Source organism: Streptomyces sp. NPDC034085 (assembly GCF_055575555.1).
In genome coordinates, this window is the sequence record NZ_JBVISL010000004.1 from 199,798 (window position 1) to 218,258 (window position 18,461).

16 protein-coding genes are annotated in these 18,461 nt (G+C 74.7%); 7 read left to right on the forward strand and 9 right to left on the reverse strand.

Annotated elements, in window-relative coordinates; translation table 11 throughout:
- Positions 1-89 precede the first annotated feature (89 nt).
- Positions 90-3,023 (reverse strand): FAD-binding and (Fe-S)-binding domain-containing protein, encoded by a 2,934-nt coding sequence (locus ACZ501_RS15725; protein ID WP_468795787.1) that lies wholly within the window; start codon positions 3,021-3,023, stop codon positions 90-92.
- Positions 3,024-3,081: 58 nt separating this feature from the next.
- Positions 3,082-3,552, reverse strand: a complete 471-nt coding sequence (locus ACZ501_RS15730) for a MarR family winged helix-turn-helix transcriptional regulator (RefSeq protein ID WP_362461712.1) — start codon at positions 3,550-3,552, stop codon at positions 3,082-3,084.
- A gap of 86 nt (positions 3,553-3,638) precedes the next feature.
- Between ACZ501_RS15730 and ACZ501_RS15735 the strand changes: the two genes are divergently transcribed.
- Positions 3,639-5,552, forward strand: coding sequence for an ABC transporter ATP-binding protein (locus ACZ501_RS15735; protein WP_468795790.1), 1,914 nt, complete (start codon positions 3,639-3,641; stop codon positions 5,550-5,552).
- Between the two features lie 64 nt (positions 5,553-5,616).
- Here ACZ501_RS15735 and ACZ501_RS15740 read toward each other — a convergent pair whose 3' ends face one another.
- Positions 5,617-6,699, reverse strand: coding sequence for an FAD-dependent oxidoreductase (locus ACZ501_RS15740; RefSeq protein WP_468796601.1), 1,083 nt, complete (start codon positions 6,697-6,699; stop codon positions 5,617-5,619).
- Positions 6,700-6,768: 69 nt separating this feature from the next.
- On the reverse strand, positions 6,769-7,623 hold the full coding sequence (locus ACZ501_RS15745) for an MmyB family transcriptional regulator (protein ID WP_468795793.1): 855 nt from the start codon (positions 7,621-7,623) through the stop codon (positions 6,769-6,771).
- A gap of 101 nt (positions 7,624-7,724) precedes the next feature.
- On the opposite strand from ACZ501_RS15745, the gene ACZ501_RS15750 reads away from it, so the two are divergent.
- Positions 7,725-9,200, forward strand: a complete 1,476-nt coding sequence (locus ACZ501_RS15750) for an MFS transporter (RefSeq protein WP_468795796.1) — start codon at positions 7,725-7,727, stop codon at positions 9,198-9,200.
- A 37-nt stretch (positions 9,201-9,237) separates the two neighbouring features.
- Here the strand turns inward: ACZ501_RS15750 and ACZ501_RS15755 are convergent, their stop codons facing one another.
- Positions 9,238-9,921: an HAD family hydrolase gene (locus ACZ501_RS15755; protein ID WP_468795799.1), complete on the reverse strand. Its 684-nt coding sequence runs from the start codon at positions 9,919-9,921 to the stop codon at positions 9,238-9,240.
- 46 nt (positions 9,922-9,967) lie between these two features.
- Positions 9,968-10,447, reverse strand: a complete 480-nt coding sequence (locus ACZ501_RS15760) for an Lrp/AsnC family transcriptional regulator (protein ID WP_468795802.1) — start codon at positions 10,445-10,447, stop codon at positions 9,968-9,970.
- Positions 10,448-10,568: 121 nt separating this feature from the next.
- Here ACZ501_RS15760 and ACZ501_RS15765 point away from each other — a divergent pair, with 121 nt between their 5' ends.
- Both ACZ501_RS15765 and ACZ501_RS15770 read left to right on the forward strand, forming a co-directional pair.
- Positions 10,569-11,966 (forward strand): cryptochrome/photolyase family protein, encoded by a 1,398-nt coding sequence (locus tag ACZ501_RS15765; protein ID WP_468795805.1) that lies wholly within the window; start codon positions 10,569-10,571, stop codon positions 11,964-11,966.
- Between the two features lie 4 nt (positions 11,967-11,970).
- Positions 11,971-12,957: a MerR family transcriptional regulator gene (locus ACZ501_RS15770; RefSeq protein WP_468795808.1), complete on the forward strand. Its 987-nt coding sequence runs from the start codon at positions 11,971-11,973 to the stop codon at positions 12,955-12,957.
- Here ACZ501_RS15770 and ACZ501_RS15775 read toward each other — a convergent pair.
- Entirely contained in the window at positions 12,881-13,462 is a 582-nt protein-coding gene (locus tag ACZ501_RS15775; RefSeq protein ID WP_468795811.1) for an RNA polymerase sigma factor, read from the reverse strand. The genes ACZ501_RS15770 and ACZ501_RS15775 overlap by 77 nt on opposite strands.
- An 81-nt stretch (positions 13,463-13,543) precedes the next feature.
- Positions 13,544-14,251, reverse strand: a complete 708-nt coding sequence (locus tag ACZ501_RS15780; RefSeq protein ID WP_468795814.1) for a YoaK family protein — start codon at positions 14,249-14,251, stop codon at positions 13,544-13,546.
- An 80-nt stretch (positions 14,252-14,331) separates the two neighbouring features.
- On the opposite strand from ACZ501_RS15780, the gene ACZ501_RS15785 reads away from it, so the two are divergent.
- On the forward strand, positions 14,332-14,925 hold the full coding sequence (locus ACZ501_RS15785) for a histidine phosphatase family protein (protein ID WP_362461738.1): 594 nt from the start codon (positions 14,332-14,334) through the stop codon (positions 14,923-14,925).
- A 19-nt stretch (positions 14,926-14,944) separates the two neighbouring features.
- On the opposite strand, the gene pdxR is transcribed toward ACZ501_RS15785, so the two are convergent.
- The gene (pdxR, locus tag ACZ501_RS15790; RefSeq protein ID WP_468795817.1) at positions 14,945-16,387 is read right to left on the reverse strand and encodes a MocR-like pyridoxine biosynthesis transcription factor PdxR; all 1,443 of its coding nucleotides are present in this window, start codon (positions 16,385-16,387) and stop codon (positions 14,945-14,947) included.
- A gap of 45 nt (positions 16,388-16,432) precedes the next feature.
- Between pdxR and ACZ501_RS15795 the strand changes: the two genes are divergently transcribed.
- Positions 16,433-16,885 (forward strand): carboxymuconolactone decarboxylase family protein, encoded by a 453-nt coding sequence (locus ACZ501_RS15795; RefSeq protein WP_468795820.1) that lies wholly within the window; start codon positions 16,433-16,435, stop codon positions 16,883-16,885.
- Positions 16,886-16,940: 55 nt separating this feature from the next.
- Positions 16,941-18,458: an APC family permease gene (locus tag ACZ501_RS15800; RefSeq protein ID WP_468795823.1), complete on the forward strand. Its 1,518-nt coding sequence runs from the start codon at positions 16,941-16,943 to the stop codon at positions 18,456-18,458.
- Positions 18,459-18,461 lie beyond the last annotated feature (3 nt).

Genomic DNA, 18,461 nt, shown 5'->3' on the forward strand with positions numbered 1-18,461 from the left:
GGCAATCGAATTTCCGGCCCGGGGGCGGGCGCGCGGCGCGTGTTCCGGCGCACGCGCCCCTGGCTGCCTGTTCCTGCCCCGGCGCGCGCTCAGGGCCGCGTCGCCCGCTCCAGTTCGATCAGCACCGAGTGGTAACGGCGCCCGGTGGCCCGGTCCATGCCCACCTCGCACATCCGGTTCGAGGACAGGTGTGCGTCGAACCGGCGTGCCGTCACCTCCGCGGCCTCCCGCGCCGTCGCCGACGCCGTCAGCTCCGGGTGCAGCATCCCCCGGTCGCCCGCGAAAGCGCAGCAGCCCGCCTCGTCCGGGACCACCACCTCCCCGGCGCAGGCCTCGGCCACCGCGCGCAGCTGCGCCTCGTCGCCCAGGTGGCGCGTCGCGCAGGTCGGGTGCAGCACCGCCGAGCCGGCCGTCCGCCGGACCTCCAGGTGCGGCAGCAGTTCCTCCGCCGCCCAGACGACGGAGTCGAGGATCCGCAGCCCGGCGTGCAGGGCGCGGTTGTCCCGCGTCAGGTACGGGACGACCTCCCGCGCGAGCCCCAGGGCGCAGGACGAGGCGTCGACCACCAGCGGGAGCCGGCCCCCGGCCGTCCACCCCCAGGCGGCCTCGACGACCCGGTTGGCCATCAGCCGGTTGCCGGCCTCGTAGCCCTTGGAGTGCCAGATCGTCGCACAGCAGGTGCCGGCCACGTCATGCGGGATCCACACCGGCTTCCCGGCCCGTTCCGACACGGCCACCACCGCCTCCGGCAGCGACGGCAGCAGGCCCCCGGGGCCGCCGAAGATGCGGTTCACGCAGGCCGGGTAGTACACGGCGGCCGCGCCCGCCCGCCCGGTCACCGGCAGCCGGCGCGCCGCGGCCCCGGGAAGCTGCGGCAGCCACTGGGGCACCAGGCCGGGGCGCAGGGCCCTGCGCGCGGCTGCCGTCGCGGCGCCCGGCACCCGGTCCCCGAGCAGGCCGGTGATCTTCTCGGACGCGGCCACGGCCAGCCGGGCGGCGGCCTCGACGGTACGGAACCGCCGGGCGGCCAGTTCGGCGGCCCGCTCCTCGCGCGGGCCGTGCCGGCGGTGGCGGAAATCCCTCATCAGCGCACCGGTGTCGATCCCGACGGGACAGGCGAGCTTGCAGGTGGAGTCGCCCGCGCAGGTGTCGACGGCGTCGTAGCCGTAGGCGTCGAGCAGCCCGGCGAGCACGGGGGAGCCCGGCGGCTGCCGCGTCATCTCGCGGCGCAGCACGATCCGCTGGCGCGGAGTGGTCGTCAGGTCACCGCTCGGGCAGGTCGGTTCGCAGAACCCGCACTCGATGCACGGGTCGGCCACTGCCTCCACCCGCGGGATCGTCTTCAGGCCCCGCAGATGGGCCCGCGGGTCGCGGTCGAGGAGGACGCGCGGGGCGAGGACCGCGTCCGGGTCGACGATCCGCTTGGTCCGCCACATGAGTTCGGCCGCCTTCGACCCCCACTCCAGTTCCAGGAAGGGGGCCATGTTGCGGCCGGTCGAGTGCTCGGCCTTCAGGGAGCCGTCGAACCGTTCCACCGTGAGGTGGCAGAAGGCGTCCATGAAGGCCGCGTACCGCGCCACGTCGGCCGGCTCGGACGCGTCGAAGGCGAGCAGGAAGTGCAGGTTGCCGTGGGCGGCGTGCCCGGCGACGGCCGCGTCGAAACCGTGCTCCGCCTGGAGCGCGAGCAGGGCCTCGCACGCTTCGGCCAGCCGGGAGGGCGGCACGGCGAAGTCCTCGGTGATCAGCGTGGTGCCCGGGGGACGGGCCCCGCCGACGGCGGTGACGAAGGCCTTGCGCGCCTTCCAGTAACCGGCGATGGCGGCCGGATCACCGGTGAAGGCGTTGGTGACGGAGGGAACCGGCGCGACCAGTTCCAGCGCGGGCAGCACCGCGGCCGCACGCCGCTCGCACGCGGCGCGCCCCGCCGCGTCCGGCGCCCGGAACTCCACCAGCAGCGCCGCCGTCTCCTTCGGCAGCTCCGCCCAGTCGCCGGGCACGCCCGCGACCCTGACCGAGGCGCGCAGGGTGTTGCCGTCCATCAGCTCGACGGCGACGGCGCCGGCCTCGTTGAACAGCGGTACGGCGGCGGCCGCGGCAGGCAGGGAGGGGAAGAAGAGCAGCGCGCTGGTGAGCTCGCGGTCCAGGGGGAGGGTGTCGAAGACGACCTCGGCGATGAAGCCGAGCGTGCCCTCCGAGCCGACCATCAGGCCGCGCAGGATCTCGACGGGGGTGGTGCCGTCCAGGTACGCGTCGAGGCGGTACCCGGTGGTGTTCTTGATCTCGTACTTGGCGCGGATCCGGGCGACGAGGGCCGGGTCCGCCTCGATCTCCCCCTTGACCTCCATCAGGCCGCGGCAGAGGGCCGGTTCGGCGCGCGCCAGCTCCTCGTCGGCGAGCGGGTCGGCGGTGTCCACGACGGTGCCGGTCGGCAGGACCAGGGTCAGCGAGGACAGGGTGCGGTAGGAGTTCCTCGTGGTCCCCGCGGTCATGCCGGAGGAGTTGTTCGCGACGACCCCGCCCAGGGTGCAGGCGACGGCGCTGGCCGGATCGGGCCCCAGGATCCGGCCGTGCCGGGCCAGGGCGGCATTGGCCCGGAACACGGTGGTGCCGGGCCGGATCCGGGCCCGGCGGCCGCCGTCCAGGACCTCGATCCCGGCCCAGTGGCGGCGTACGTCGACCAGGATGTCCTCGCCCTGCGCCTGCCCGTTCAGCGAGGTCCCGGCGGCGCGGAAGACCACCTCGCGCTGCCGGCCGTGGGCGTAGGAGAGGACCGCGGAGATGTCGTCGATGTCCTCGGCGACCACCACGACCTGCGGCACGAACCGGTAGGGCGAGGCGTCGGAGGCGTAGCGGACCAGGTCGGAGACCTTCCACAGCACCTTCTCGGCGCCGAGCAGTTCGGTCAGCTCGGCGCGCAGGGCCGGCGGGGTCCCGGCGGCCAGCCGGTCGGGCACCCGGTCGGGGGCGGGGGCGCGCAGGCCGTGCGGGCGCAGGGCCCCGGGCTTCGGTCCGTGCAGCGGCATGAGCAGCCCCTTGTGTCTCGCGGTCCGGCGCGGCGGCGCCGGCGTCCGCCCGCCCGTCTCAGCAGCGGCGCTCCGCGGGAAAGTCCGCCAGCGCGTTCAGCAGCCCGCCGAGCACCTCGCGCTGCCCGGCGGTCAACGGAGCAAGGATCTCCTCCGCCGCGTCGGTTCGCGCGTTGCGCAGACGGCGCAGCGTGGCGCGGCCGGTTTCGGTGAGTTCGATCCGGATGACGCGCCGGTTCGCCGGGTCGGGCACGCGGCGTACGCAGTCGGCGGCCTCGAGCCCGTCCACGAGGGTGGTCACGGCGCGCGGCACGACCTCGAGCCGCGTGGCCAGATCGGCCATTCGGGGCGGCTGGTCACCGCCGTAGTGCGAGACGAGGCGCAGCAGCCGCCCCTGGGCGGGGGTGATTCCGAGCGGCTCCATGTGGCGCTTCTGGATGCGGTGGAGTCGGCGCGTGAGGCGCAGCAGCTGCTCGGCGAGGACGCCGTCGGTGGAATCGCGGGTGTCGGTCTCGGAACCGGTGCTCATACTGGGAAACAGTACCAGGACCGGATTCATTGTGAGCATAGGTAACAATGAGCTATGCTCATCGGAGTCCCGTCAGAAGGAGGCCCATGCGCCACGACGAACCGAAGTGGACCCCATCGAACGAAGCACTCGACCCCACCCTCCCGGCCCCGGCGGACCGCCCGCGCGAACTGCGCCGCATCCTCGGCCTGTTCCGCCCCTACCGCGGCCGGCTCGCCGTCGTCGGAGCGCTGGTCGGGGCGTCCTCGCTGGTCGGCGTGGCCTCGCCGTTCCTGCTCAAGGAGATCCTGGACGTCGCGATCCCTCAGGGCCGCACCGGGCTGCTCAGCCTGCTCGCGCTCGGCATGATCCTCACGGCGGTCGTGACCAGCGTCTTCGGCGTCCTCCAGACGCTGATCTCCACCACGGTCGGCCAGCGCGTCATGCACGACCTGCGCACCGCCGTCTACGCCCAGCTCCAGCGGATGCCCCTGGCCTTCTTCACCCGCACCCGCACCGGCGAGGTGCAGTCCCGCATAGCCAACGACATCGGCGGCATGCAGGCCACGGTCACCTCGACCGCGACCTCGCTCGTGTCGAACCTGACCGCCGTGATCGCCTCCGTCGTCGCGATGCTCGCGCTCGACTGGCGGCTGACCGTCGTCTCCCTCCTGCTGCTGCCCGTGTTCGTGTGGATCAGCCGGCGGGTCGGCCGCGAGCGCAAGAAGATCACCACGCAGCGGCAGAAGCAGATGGCCGCCATGGCGGCGACCGTCACCGAGTCCCTCTCGGTCAGCGGGATCCTGCTCGGCCGCACCATGGGCCGCTCGCAGTCCCTCACCGCCGCGTTCTCCGAGGAGTCCGAGAAGCTCGTCGGCCTGGAAGTGCGCTCCAGCATGGCCGGGCGCTGGCGGATGTCCACCATCGGCATCGTCATGGCCGCCATGCCCGCGCTGATCTACTGGGCCGCGGGCATAGCCCTGCAGACCGGTGCCCCTTCGCTCTCCGTCGGCACCCTCGTCGCCTTCGTCACCCTCCAGCAGGGCCTGTTCCGGCCCGCCGTGAGCCTGCTGTCGACCGGCGTGCAGATTCAGACCTCCCTCGCGCTGTTCGCCCGCATCTTCGAGTACCTCGACCTGCCGGTCGACATCACCGAGCGGGACGAGCCCGTGCGGCTGGACCGCGCGAAGGGCGAGGTTCGCCTGGAGGACGTGCACTTCGCCTACGAGGCCGAGGCCGGCCCCACCCTCACCGGCATCGACATCACCGTCCCGGCCGGCGGCTCCCTGGCCGTGGTCGGCCCGACCGGCTCCGGCAAGAGCACGCTCAGCTATCTGGTGCCGAGGCTCTACGACGTGACCGGCGGACGGGTCACCCTGGACGGGGTGGACGTACGTGATCTGGACTTCGACTCGTTGGCCCGGTCCATAGGCGTGGTCTCGCAGGAGACCTACCTCTTCCACGCCTCGGTCGCCGACAACCTGCGCTTCGCCAAGCCGGACGCCACCGACGAGGAACTCGTCGCGGCGGCCCGCGCGGCACAGATCCACGACCACATCGCGTCCCTGCCCGACGGCTACGACACCCTGGTCGGGGAGCGCGGCTACCGCTTCTCGGGCGGCGAGAAGCAGCGGCTCGCCATCGCGCGCACGGTCCTGCGGGATCCGCCGGTGCTCATCCTCGACGAGGCGACCAGCGCCCTCGACACCCGTACCGAGCACGCCGTGCAGCGGGCCATCGACAACCTCTCGAAGGGCCGCACCACCATCACCATCGCCCATCGCCTCTCCACCATCCGCGACGCCGACCAGATCGTGGTCCTGGACGCCGGCCGCATCGCCGAGCGGGGGACGCACGAGGAACTGCTGGGAGCCGGCGGCCGCTACGCCGCACTCGTCCGCCGGGACCGTGATGCCGCGCAGGCAGTGCCGGCCGGGGAGCGGGGAGACTCCGCCGCAGGGCCGGGTGAGCCCGGCAGGGGAGGCGCGGGGGAGCCCGTGCCCACACCGGTGAACGTGTGATCGTACGGCCGCGCCGGACTGCGACACCGGGAAGGTGGTCCCCGAAGCCGGCCGGCAGGTGTGATCAGACCGCCGGTACCGCCCGGTCCCGGGCCAGCAGGCGGCGGATCTCGCGGACCGCGGCGGCGCCCGCCCGGTTCGCGCCGATGGTGGAGGCCGAGGGGCCGTAGCCGACCAGGTGGACCCGCTCGTCGCGCACCGCTCTGGTGCCCTCGACCCGGATCCCGCCGCCCGGCTCGCGCAACCGCAGCGGCGCCAGGTGGTCGACGGCCGGCCGGAAGCCGGTGGCCCACAGGATCACGTCCGCGTCCTCGCTCCGCCCGTCCGCCCACGCCACCCCTGACGGGGTGATCCGTTCGAAGACGGGCCGCCGCGCCAGTACCCCCGCGTCCAGCCCCGCCCGCACGGCGTCGGTCAGGGCCAGCCCGGTCACGCTGACCACGCTCTGCGGCGGCAGGCCCCGCCGGACCCGCTCCTCCACCAGCGCCACCGCCGCCCGGCCCTCCGCCTCGCCGAAGCCCCCTTCGCGGAACACGGGCGGCCTGCGGGTGACCCAGGTGGTCCGGGCCGCCACCTCGGAGATCTCCAGCAGGTGCTGCACCGCCGAGGTGCCGCCGCCCACCACGACCACCCGGGCCCCGGCGAACTCCCCCGGCCCGGGATAGTTCGCGGTGTGCAGCTGGCGGCCCCGGAACAGCTCCTGGCCCGGGTAGCGCGGCCAGAACGGGCGGTCCCAGGTACCGGTGGCGTTGACCAGCGCCCGCGCCGACCAGCTGCCGAACGCGGACTCCACCAGCAGCCGCCCGCCGGCGCCCCCGCCGCCGTCGCGCACGGCGGTGACGTCCACGGGGCGGCGTACGCGCAGGCCGAAGCGCTCCTCGTACGCCGCGAAGTACTCCCCGATCACCTCGGACGACGGCCGCAGCGGATCGGCGCCGGTCAGCTCCATGCCGGGCAGCGCGTGCATCCCGTGCACCCTGCCGTAGGTCAGCGAGGGCCACCGGAACTGCCAGGCGCCGCCCGGCCGGGGCGAGTGGTCCAGCACCACGTGGTCGATCCCGGCCCGGGCCAGGTGGTAGGCGCTGGACAGGCCCGCCTGCCCGGCGCCGACGACCACGACGTCCACGTCCGCGGCGTCCCTCAGCAATTCGTTCACGGTTCTACTAACTTGCGGGCTCCGCGGGATCTTCCCGGGTGGCGTCTCCGACGCCGGCCCTCAGGCCGTGGTCCGGCACAGGTCGTGGAGGCGCTCCAGGCCGAGGCGGCTCTCCTCGTCCAGCGGGACGAACGTCGTCAGCCGTGCGCCCGACGCCGGACCCAGCCACAGGCTGGTGTGCTCCAGGCGCAGCAGCCCCACGTGGGCGTTGCGGATGTACTTGGTGTTGCCGCCCGCCCCCACCACCTCGTGCCGGGCCCAGATCTCCCGGAACTCCGGCGAGGCCGCCTCCAGCCGGGCCAGCAGGGTCTTCCAGGCGGGCTCCGCCAGGTGCCCGGCCATGGAGGCCCGGAACTTGGCCGCCAGCAGCCTGTTCACACCCGGCACGTCCACCAGGGAGGCCCGCCATTCCGCGTTGGTGAACGCCAGCCACACGCAGTTGCGGTCCTCGGGGGGCAGCGCGTCCAGGTCGCACAGCAGCCGCCCGTACGTGCTGTTGTAGGCGCGGATGTCGTACCGGCTGTTCTGTACGCACGCCGGGATCGGGTCGAGCTGGTCGAGCATGGCCCGCAGGGCCGGGGTCACGCTCGGGCAGGGGGTGTTCGGCGCCGGATCGGAGATGCCCGCCAGCGCGAACAGGTGCGCGCGCTCGCTGGAGTCCAGCAGCAGGGCCCGCGCCAGCGCGTCCAGCACCTGCGGGGACACCTGGATCTCGCGGGCCTGCTCCAGCCAGGTGTACCAGGTGACACCGACGGCGGAGAGCTGCGCGACCTCCTCGCGGCGCAGCCCGGGGGTGCGCCGGCGCCGGCCCCGGACCAGCCCGACCTGCTCGGGTGTGATCCGCTCGCGGCGGCTGCGCAGGAAGTCGGCGAGCTCGTGGCGGCGCAGGTCGCTCTCCGGGGCAACGGTGGTCATGGCACCAGGGTGCCGCACCGCTCATCCCGTTGCCAGGTACTCCTGGTACCAGGATGAGGAGACTCTGGTACCAGGCTGAGCGGCGGTGGATCGTCTCCTGCGTGAGCGAAACAACCGTACGCACGACCCACCCGTCCCCGTCCGTTCCCACGGCCCCGACCGCCCCGGCCACCGCCGCGTCCGCGGTCGCGGGGCCCGCCGTCCTCACGCCCCTCGGGCTGTTCACCGTCCTGCTGGGCGCCGCTCTCCCCCTGATCGACTTCTTCATCGTCAACGTGGCGCTGCCCGCCATCGACGCCGACCTCGCCGCCGGTCCGGCCATGCTGGAACTGGTCGTCGGCGGCTACGGGGTCGCGTACTCGGTGCTGCTGGTGCTGGGCGGGCGGATCGGTGACACGGTCGGCCGGCGGCGCCTCTTCGTCATCGGGATGGCCGCCTTCGGGCTGACCTCCCTGGCCTGCGGGCTGGCGCCCACCGCCTGGACCCTGGTCGGGGCACGGGTGGCGCAGGGCGCCGCGGCGGCGCTGATGCTGCCGCAGGTGCTGGCCACCATCCAGGCCACCACCCAGGGCCCGCGCCGCGCCCGCGCGATGAGCCTGTACGGGGCCACCGCCGGCCTGTCCATGGTCGCCGGGCAGATCCTGGGCGGGGTGCTGGTCGCCGCCGACGTGGCCGGGTCCGGCTGGCGCTCGGTGTTCCTCGTCAACGTGCCCGTGGTGGTGGCCGGGCTGGTGCTCGCCGTCCGGGCCGTCCCGGAGACCCGCTCGGACCGTCCGGCGTCGGTGGACGTCCCCGGGACGCTGCTGCTCGGCCTCACCCTGGTGTCCCTGCTGCTGCCGCTGACCGAGGGGCGGGCGGCCGGCTGGCCGCTGTGGACCTGGGTGGTGCTGGCCGTGTCGCCCTTCGCTGCCCTGGCCTTCTACCTGACGGAGCGCCGCGCCGACCGGCTGGGGCGCACCCCGCTGGTGCCGCCGAGCCTGCTGCGGCTGGTGTCCCTGCGCCGCGGGCTGGTGATGATGCTGCCGTTCTCGATGGGCTTCAGCGGTTTCATGTTCGTGGTCGCCGTCGCCCTCCAGCAGGGCCTGCGCATGGGCCCGGTGGCCGCGGGGCTCGCGCTGGTGCCGATGGCCCTGGCCTTCTTCGGCGCCTCGCTCGCGGGACCCCGGCTGGTCGGCAGGTTCGGCAGCCGGGTCGTCACCGCCGGCGGGCTGATCCAGGGCCTCGGCATCGCCCTGGTGCTGGCGGCCGTCTGGTACGGCTGGCCGGACCTCGGTCTCGCCGGACTGGCTCCGGGGGTCGCGGTCGCGGGCCTCGGCCAGGGCCTCCAGCTGCCCGTGCTGATGCGGATGATGCTCTCCGACGTCCCGGCGGACCGGGCCGGGGTGGGCAGCGGGGTCATGGTCACCACCCAGCAGTCCTCGCTGGCCCTGGGCGTGGCGACCGTGGGCACCCTCTTCCTCGCGCTGGCCGACTCGCTCGGGATGCGCGCCGCCCTCGCGGTGACCCTGCTCGTCCAGCTCGCCCTGATCGCCCTGACGGTGGCCCTCAGCCTGCGCCTGCCGCGCGTGATGCGCTGAAGGCGGGCCCCCCGCCGACGCGTCCGGACGGGTGCCGTCAGGCGGTGGTGGCTGCGAGGGCGAACAGCCAGTCCTCGGCGGCGTCCGCGCTGAACTCCCGCTGGCCGCCCGCGAACAGCAGGCCGGCCGCGGCGAAGGCGGGGTCGCCCGCGGTGCCGGCCACGTACGGGACCGCCACGCACCGCATCCCGGCGGCGTGCGCGGCCAGCGCCCCCGGCGCCGCGTCCTCGACGACCACGCAGTCGCCGGGCGGGGCGCCGAGCCGGCGGGCCGCCTCCAGGAACACGTCGGGGGCGGGCTTGCCCCGCCCGACCTCCTCGGCGGAGACCGCGGTGGGCAGCAGCGCGGCCAGCCCGGTGCCCTCCAGTACGGCGTCGATCGCCTCCCGCGAGGAGCCGGAGGCCACCGCCATCGGAACCCCCCGCCCGTGCAGCCGCTCCACGAACGCCCGCATCTGCGGGAAGGTCCGCGTGCGGGTCCGGGCCAGCTCCAGGTAGGCGGCGTTCTGCTCCGCCAGTAGCTGCTCCACCGGGGCCCGCAGGCCGTAGCGGTCCTTGAGGACCTCCAGCGTCTCCAGGGTGCCGATTCCGATGAAGCGGGAGTGCTGCTCCCACGTGAAGTCGGGGACGCCGTGGCGCTCCAGGGTGCGGCGCCCCGACTCGTAGTAGTTCGGCTCGCTGTCCACGAGGGTGCCGTCGAGATCGAATATGACGGAGATCATCCGCTCTGCCCGTCCTGCCGGTGGTATGCCTGTATCGGCCATCGTGTCAGGGTTTGCGGGCCGCCCGCCCCACGGACTCCACCAGCGGCAGCAGCCGGTGCGCGACCCGCTCGCGCAGGGCGACCTCCGTCCGGGTGCGGACCACGCCCGGAAGCCGGATCAGCTGCTGGATCACGTCCTCCAGGTGGCCTGCGTCCCGGGCCACCACCCGGGTCAGCAGGTCCCCGCCGCCCGTGATCGAGAATGCCTCGACGATCTCGGGAACCGTCGCCAGCGCCTCCCCGACCTCGTCCAGACGCCCCTGCGTGACCTCGATGTGCACGAAGGCGAGCACCGGATGCCCCAGAGCGGCGGGGGAGAGCACCGGACCGCTGCCGGTGATCACCCCGGTGCGCTCCAGCCGGTCCAGCCGGGCCTGGAGGGTGCCGCGGGCCACACCGAGGATCCGGGCGTACTCGCGGACGCTCGTACGCGGCTGCTCGAGCAGCAGGCGCAGGATCCGGGTGTCGAGCTCGTCCACCGCCATGCCAGGACTGTACCAATGGCCCGGATCGTCCCGCTCCGGCGAAGCCGCATCCGATCACGCCCCGGTGCCGAAGAACAGGGGGACAGCCGCCCCCCACAGCCCCGACACGGAGCCGAGAGCCATGAACACCGCCGTGGTCCTGTACACCTCCGACCTGCGCCTGCACGACCATCCGCCGCTGCGCGCGGCCCTCTCCTCCTGCGACCGGGTCGTCCCGCTGTTCGTCCGGGACCGGGCCATCGAGGCATCCGGCTTCGCGGCGCCCAACCGGCTGGCCTTCCTCGCCGACTGCCTCGCCGACCTCGACGCCGGGCTGCGCGAACGCGGCGGCCGCCTCGTGCTGCGCTCCGGGGACGCCGTCGCCGAGGTCTGCGCCCTGGTGCTGGAGGCCGACGCCGACGAGGTGCACATGGCCGCCGGGGTCAGCGGTTACGCCCATGCCCGCGAGGAACGGCTGCGGGAGGCCCTGGAAGCGCAGGGGCGCCGGCTGTACACGCACGACACGGTCGTCACGGCGGTGGCCCCGGGGGCGGTAGTGCCCACCGGTTCGGGTGCCGACCACTTCTCCGTGTTCACCCCGTACCTGCGGCGCTGGACGGAGCTGCACCAGCGGCCGGTGACCGCCGCCCCGCGCGCCGTCCGCGTACCCGAGGGCCTCGGCTCCGAGGAGCTGCCCCGCCGCGACGCCGTCGGCGCGACTTCCCCGGGTCTCGCGCGCGGCGGCGAACGCGAGGCCCGGCGGCTGCTGGCCTCCTGGCTGCGCTCCGGAGTCACCCGCTACGAGGACACCCACGACGACCTCGCCGCCGACGCCACCTCCCGGCTCTCCCCGCACCTGCACTTCGGCACCCTGTCGGCCACCGAGGCCGTCCACCGCTGCCGCACCGCGAGAGGCCCCGGAGCCGAGGCCTTCGTCCGCCAGCTGTGCTGGCGCGACTTCCACCACCAGGTCCTCGCCGCCCGGCCCGGTGCCGCGCGTGAGGACTACCGGCCGCGCCTCGACCACTGGCGCACCGGCCCCGCCGCGCAGGAGGAGATCCGCGCCTGGAAGGAAGGCCGCACCGGCTATCCCGTGGTCGACGCCGCCATGCGCCAGCTGCGCCAGGAGGGCTGGATGCCGGGCCGCGCCCGCCTGCTGGCCGCGAGCTTCCTCACCAAGAGCCTCTACGTGGACTGGCGCGTCGGCGCCCGGCACTTCCTCGAGCTCCTCGTGGACGGCGATCTGGCCAACAACCAGCTCAACTGGCAGTGGGCGGCGGGCACCGGCACCGACACCCGCCCCAACCGGGTCCTCAACCCCGTCCGCCAGGGCCTGCGCTACGACCCCGAGGGCCGCTACGTCCACCGCTGGGTGCCCGAGCTGGCCGGCCTGCCCGCGCCCCGGGTCCACGAGCCCTGGCGGCTGCCCGAGACCGAACGGGCGCGCTACGACTACCCGCCGCCGGTGGTGGACCTCGCCGACGCCCTCGGCCGCCTCCGTCAGGCGCGGCCCGGGGCGGCACCGGGCGGCGTACCGTAGGCCGGTGGACCCCGAACCCGCCCTGAGCACCGGCGCCGTCGCCCGCCGCCTCGGGGTCTCCCCGACCACGCTGCGCTCCTGGGAGCGCCGCTACGCCATCGGCCCCGCCCACCGCGAGGACGGCCGGCACCGCCGCTGGACGCCCCGGGACATCGCCCGCCTGGAGGAGATGTGCCGGCTCACCGCGCGGGGCGTGCCCCCGTCCGAGGCGGCGCGGGCCGCGCTCGGCGCAGCACCCGCCGCCCGCGCGGCGGGGAGGGCGGCGGCCGGGGCACCGGGCGGGCCCGGTGCCCTCCCCCTCGGGGAGGCGCGGCCGGAGGGCCGGGGGCTCGCGCGGGCCGCCGTACGACTGGACGCGCCGGCCGTGGCCGAACTGCTGGAGGCGGCCCTCGCGGAACACGGCCTGGCCGCGGCCTGGGAGGAGGTCATCGCGCCGACCCTGCACGCCGTCGGCCGCAAATGGGCCTCGGCCGGGGAGCGCTACATCGAGGTGGAACACCTGCTGTCGTGGCAGGTCTCCGCGGCCCTCCACCGGATCCGCCCCGCGCCGGAACGGGCGCGGGTGCCCCCGGTGCTCCTCGCGTGCGCGCCCGGGGAACTGCACAGTCTGCCCGTCGAGGCCCTGGCCGCCGCGCTGGGGGAACGCGGCGTGCCGGTGCGGATGTTCGGTGCCGCCCTGCCCGCCGGGGCGCTGTGTGACGCGGTACGGCGTACGGGTCCCCGTGCCGCCGTGCTCTGGTCGCAGTCCCGCACCACCGCGGACCGGGCCCTGGCCCGCTCGGTCGCCGGCATCGAATGGGGGCTGCGCGGCGCCCGCGGCCACTCGGCGCTGCTGCTGGCCGGCCCCGGCTGGGGCCCGGAGGCCCAGGGGCCGCGGACCGGACGACTGTTCGGACTGCGGTCCGGCCTCGCCGTCATCGCGGAACTGGTGGCCGCAGCGGATCCAGCGACCGCCGCAGCGCGCACAGGGCCCGCCGCATATGGCTCTTGACGGTGCCCAACGGCAGCCCGGTGCGCTCCGCGATCTGGCTCTGGCTCAGATCCGCGTAGAAGGCCAGGCACAGGACCCGCCGCTGCGCCACGGGCAGCCGGGCCAGCTCCCCGAGGACCAGCACCCGGTCCAGGGCGTGCTCCGCAGGTGCCTGCACCCCGGCCGGCCGTCCGCCGGCGCCCAGCGCGGTGGCCCGTGCCACGCGGGCCTGCCTGCCGCGGGCCTCCAGCGCGTCGGCGACCTTGTGGCGGGTGATGCCGGTCAGCCAGGCCCCCATCCCGCCGTGCCCCGGACGGTACCCGGCCCGGCCCCGCCAGGCGGCGAGGAACACCTGCTGGGTGACGTCCTCGGCCTCCCGCGCGTCGCCCAGGGCGCGCCGGGCGAGGCCCTGCACCAGCGGCCGCCACCGCCGGTAGACGGCCTCCGCGCACCCCTCGTCACCGGCGGCGAACCCGGACTCCAGGGCGCGGTCGGGAGCGGCTTCCTGCGGGGGAGCGGTGTCCATGGCACGAGCCTCCCGAGCCGGGGGCCCGAGGGCCACTTGCACCGTTTCCGCATCGATTCCGGCCGGGCCCGGACCCGCGGCTCAGCCGGTCCCGGCGTGCAGCGGCTGCTGCCGTCGGCCCGCCAGCGAGACCCCCAGCACGACCACGGCCGCCGGCAGCAGCAGCCAGTTCACCGCGCACCCCGCCCGCACCAGCAGGCCCCCCGTCACCCCGCCGGTGAACATCGCCCCGATCGCCCACGCGCGCCGCCCCCAGACCCCCGTGCCGTACCCGAACGCACTGTCGTGGCCCAGCGCCGAGCCGCCGAGGAAGGCCGTCATCGACCGGGTGACCAGCGTGGTCGGCACCCCCGGCAGGTTGACCCGCATGCTGGAGACGTTGCGGAACCCCATCGCCACCGCCAGGACGGCCGCCGTCAGCAGATGCCGCGCGGCGGGGTTCCCGTACCGGGGCGCCAAGCCCCACCCGGCGCAGGCGGCCGCCAGGATCAGCGTCGCCTCCACCGCCAGGCCGATCACGAACCAGTGCCGCCCCCGGGCCTCCGCCGCCCCCTCCAGCCGGGCCGCGCACACCGCTCCGGCCGCGAAGGACACCAGCGACACCCCCGGCGCCAACGCGGGCAGACCCCCCTGGTGGGCCGTGCCGAAGGCCAGGAACAGCACGTTGCCCGTCTGCATGGCGGTGAACACCGGCCCCAGCGCCAGCAGGCTCACGGCCTCGATCAGCCCGGTCACCCAGGTCAGCACCAGCAGCAGGACGGTCAGCCGCCCGCGCCCACCCACATCCATGAGGCCCGACAGTGACACGCCCGCCGGGCTCCAGCGGCCCGACATGCCGGGCACCAGCCCACCGCCGTAGGGTCCGGACCATGAGTGATCTGCTGCTGGTGAGGCACGGCGAGACGGCGTGGAGCGCGGGCGGGCGCCACACGGGGCTGACCGACGTGCCGCTGACCGCCCGGGGCGTCGAGGAGGCCCTCTCACTGGCCCCCTACTTCCGCGACCGCAAGCCCGCCCTGGTGCTGACCAGCCCGCTGAGCCGGGCCGTCGCCACGGCCCAACTCGCGGGACTGACCGACGGGGTACCCGAACCGGGTCTCCACGAATGGGACTACGGCGGCTACGAGGGCGTCACCACCGCCGAGATCCAGCGGACCCGGCCCGACTGGTCGCTGTGGACCGACGGGGTGCCGGCGGGCGACGCGGACCACCCCGGCGAGGACGCCGCCCAGGTCGGCGCCCGCGCGGACCGGGTCCTCGCCCGCGTCCACGAGACGCTGCGCGCCGGCCGGGGCGACGTCGTGCTCGTCGCCCACGGCCACTTCCTGCGGGTCCTGACGGCCCGCTACCTCGGTCTGCCCCCGCAGGAGGGCCGGCTCTTCCTCCTGCTCACCGGCACCGTCAGCGTGCTGTCCACCGAGCACGGGCTCCCGGTCGTGGCGGGCTGGAACACCCGCCCCTGACCCCGTGCCCGGCGCCACCTCACCCCGCGGCGGGCCCCGGCGGCGGGTCGGGCAGGGCCAGGCACAGCGCGTCCAGCGCCGCCGCGAACGCGTGGTCGGGCGGGGTGCCGTAGCCGAGAACCAGCCCGTCCCGCGGGGCCATGGCGCTGTCCGGGTGCAGGTACGGCCGCAGCCCGTCCAGGGCCAGGCCCGCCCGCCGTGCCGCGCGCAGGGCGGCCTCCTCGGTGCCCGGCGGCAGCTCCAGCACCGCGTGCAGCCCCGCCGCCACACCGCTGACCCGCACGTGCGGCGCCCCCGCCGCGAGCCGCGCCGCCAGCAGGTCCCGCCGGCGCCGGTACACCTGCCGCACGCGGCGCAGGTGGCGGTCGTACCCGCCCGAGGAAACGAACTCGGCCAGGGTGAGCTGGTCCGTGACCCCCGACCACATCTCGCGGGGCCCCTTCGCCGCCAGGACCTCGTCCACGAGCCGGCCCGGCAGCACCATCCAGCCCAGGCGCAGCGCCGGCGACAGGCTCTTGCTGACGGAGCCGACGTAGACGATCCGCTCCGGGTCGAGGCCCTGGACGGCGCCGACCGGCTGGCGGTCGTAGCGGAACTCCCCGTCGTAGTCGTCCTCGACCACCACCCCGCCCGTGGCCCGCGCCCAGTCCACCACCGCCGCCCGCCGCTCCGGGTGCAGCGGCCCGCCGGTCGGGAACTGGTGCGCGGGCGTGAGCAGCACGGCCCGCGCCCCGGTGCCCGCGAGCTCCCCGACCCGGGCGCCCCGGCCGTCGACGGTGAGCGGCACCGTCGCCGTCCCGGCCCGCTCCAGGACCTCCCGGTGGAAGGGCAGCCCGTACGACTCGACGGCGAACGGGCCCGGCAGGATGCCGCCCAGCAGTTCCAGCGCGTGGGCGAAGCCGGAGCACACGACGATCCGGTCCGGCGCGGTCCGTACGCCCCGCGCCCGCGCCAGGTACTGCGTCAGGGCGCCGCGGAGCTCGATCCGGCCGCGCGGGTCGCCCACCCCGAAGGCATCGTGCGGGGCGGCGGCCAGGGCCCGGCGGGCCGCGCTCAGCCAGGCCGTACGGGGGAAGGCGGAGGCGTCCGGTGAGCTGGGCAGCAGATCGTGCACGGTACGCCGCCGCGTGGGCCGCGCCGGTCCGCGCGGGCCCTCGCCCTCCAGCGGGACGGCCCGCTCCGCGACCCGGGTGCCCGACCCCTGACGCGCCGACAGCCAGCCCTCCTCCACCAGCTCGGCATAGGCGTCGGCGACGGTGTTGCGGGCGATCCCGAGGTCGGCGGCGAGCGTCCGGTAGGGCGGCAGCCGGGTCCCCGGTGCCAGCCGGCCCGAATGGACCGCCTCCCGCAGGGCGCGCATCAGCCGGCCGCGCAGACTGCCCGGGCCGCTCAGGTCCAGATGCAGATCGCTGCCCGCGTCGGAAGCGGGCGCCGCCGAGGAATTGACCCATGATCCCTGCATGGAAATGAACCCTACGCCCGGTCGATCACCCCCTAGGTTCCTCACATGACAACGTTCCAGGTTCCCGAACGCATGAACTTCTCCGCCGTCGCCCCGCACGTCTTCAAGGCCGTCCTCGCCCTCGACGCCGCCGCCCGCAAGGGCCTGGACCCGGTCCTGCTGGAACTGGTCCAGATCCGCGCCTCGCAGATCAACCGGTGCGCCTACTGCATCGACTACCACACCGGCGACGCCCGCAAGGGCGGCGAGTCGGAGGAGCGGATGCACCAGCTCTCCGCCTGGCACGATTCGAGCCTGTTCACAGAGAAGGAGCGCGCCGCGCTCGCCCTGACCGAGGAGGTCACCCTCCTGCCGGGCGGCGTCTCCGACGCCGTCTACGACGAGGCCGCCCGGCACTTCGGCGAGGGGGAGCTGGCCCAGCTGATCGCCCTCGTCTTCACCGTGAACACGTGGAACCGGATGAACGTCACCACCCGCAAGACCCCCGGCACCGAGTAACCCGGCCCGCCGCGCCCGCCTCGCGCGCCGCCGCCGGCTGCGTGACGATGCGTACATGAACGACGGCGACCTCGCCGAGGCGGGCAGCACCACTCCGGACGCCGGTCCCGAGGAGGGCCTCAAGGCCAACGCGATCGGCTTCCTCGACGCGCTCGTCATCGGCCTGAACTCCACCTCGCCCGCCTACTCCCTGGCCGCCGTCATCGGCCCGATCGTGGCCCTGGCCGGTCTCTACGCGCCCGGCGTGATGCTGGCCTCGTTCGTGCCCATGCTGCTCATCGCCGCCGCGTTCTACTACCTCAACAAGGTCGACCAGGACTGCGGCACCACCTTCTCCTGGGTGACGCGGGCCATGGGCCCCTGGGCGGGGTGGCTCGGCGGCTGGGCCATCACCATGACCGGCGTGCTCGTCATCGGCTCCCTCGCCGACGTCGCCGTCCACTTCGGCCTGCTCGCCGCGGGCCTCGACGGCTGGGCCGCGAACCAGGTGGTCCGCCAGACGCTCACGGTCGTGGTCATCCTCGCCATGACCGCCGTCTGCGTCATCGGCACGGAACTGTCCGCCCACCTCCAGGACGTCCTGATCCTCGCCCAGGTCTTCTTCCTCCTCGTCTTCGCCGTCGTGGCCATCTACCGCGTGTACGCCGGCACCAGCACCCTCGACGGGATCGAACCCTCCGTCGGCTGGCTCAACCCCTTCGGCGCGGGCGGCTCCGCCCTCACCGGCGGACTGCTGCTCGGCGTGTTCATCTACTGGGGCTGGGAGTCGGCCGTGAACCTCACGGAGGAGGTCGAGGACTCCGCCAGCGCGCCCGGCAAGGCGGGCATCTGGTCCACCGTCGTGCTGCTCGTGACCTACCTGTCCGTCGGCTTCGCCGTCGTCGGCTACGCCGGGACGAAGTTCCTCGCCGAGAACGCCGGCGAGGAGGAAGCCGTCTTCGCGGTCCTCGCGCACGAGGTGATGGGCGGCTGGGACTGGGTGGTGCTCCTCGCCGTCTGCACCTCCGCCCTCGCCTCCACCCAGACGACGATCATCCCGGCTTCCCGCACCGCCCTGTCCATGGCCCGCCGGCACGCGCTGCCGCCGCGCCTCGCGCACATCCACCCCCGCTTCCGCACCCCGGAGGTGAGCACCTGGTGGGTGGCCGGCATCGCCATCGCCTGGTACCTCGTCGTCAACCAGATCAGCGAGAACGCCCTCCTCGACTCCCTCACCGCGCTCTCCCTGCTCATCGCCTTCTACTACGCGCTCACCGGCGTGGCCTGCGCCGTCTACTACCGCCGCCATCTCCTGGAGAACCTGCACAACCTGCTGCTCATCGGCGTGGGCCCGCTGCTCGGCGCCGGCCTGCTGAGCTGGCTGCTGGTGGAGTCCGTCATCGACATGTCCGACCCGGGCAACTCCGCCGGCGGGGTCTCCTGGTTCGGACTCGGCCCCCCGCTGGTCATCGGCATCGGCATCGCGGCCCTCGGCGTGCTCCTCATGTGCTTCTGGCGGGTCCGCGACGGAAGGTTCTGGCAGGAACGCCGGGGCGTGGTCGACCCGGCCCTCGTACGCGGCCGCAAGAGCTAGGAG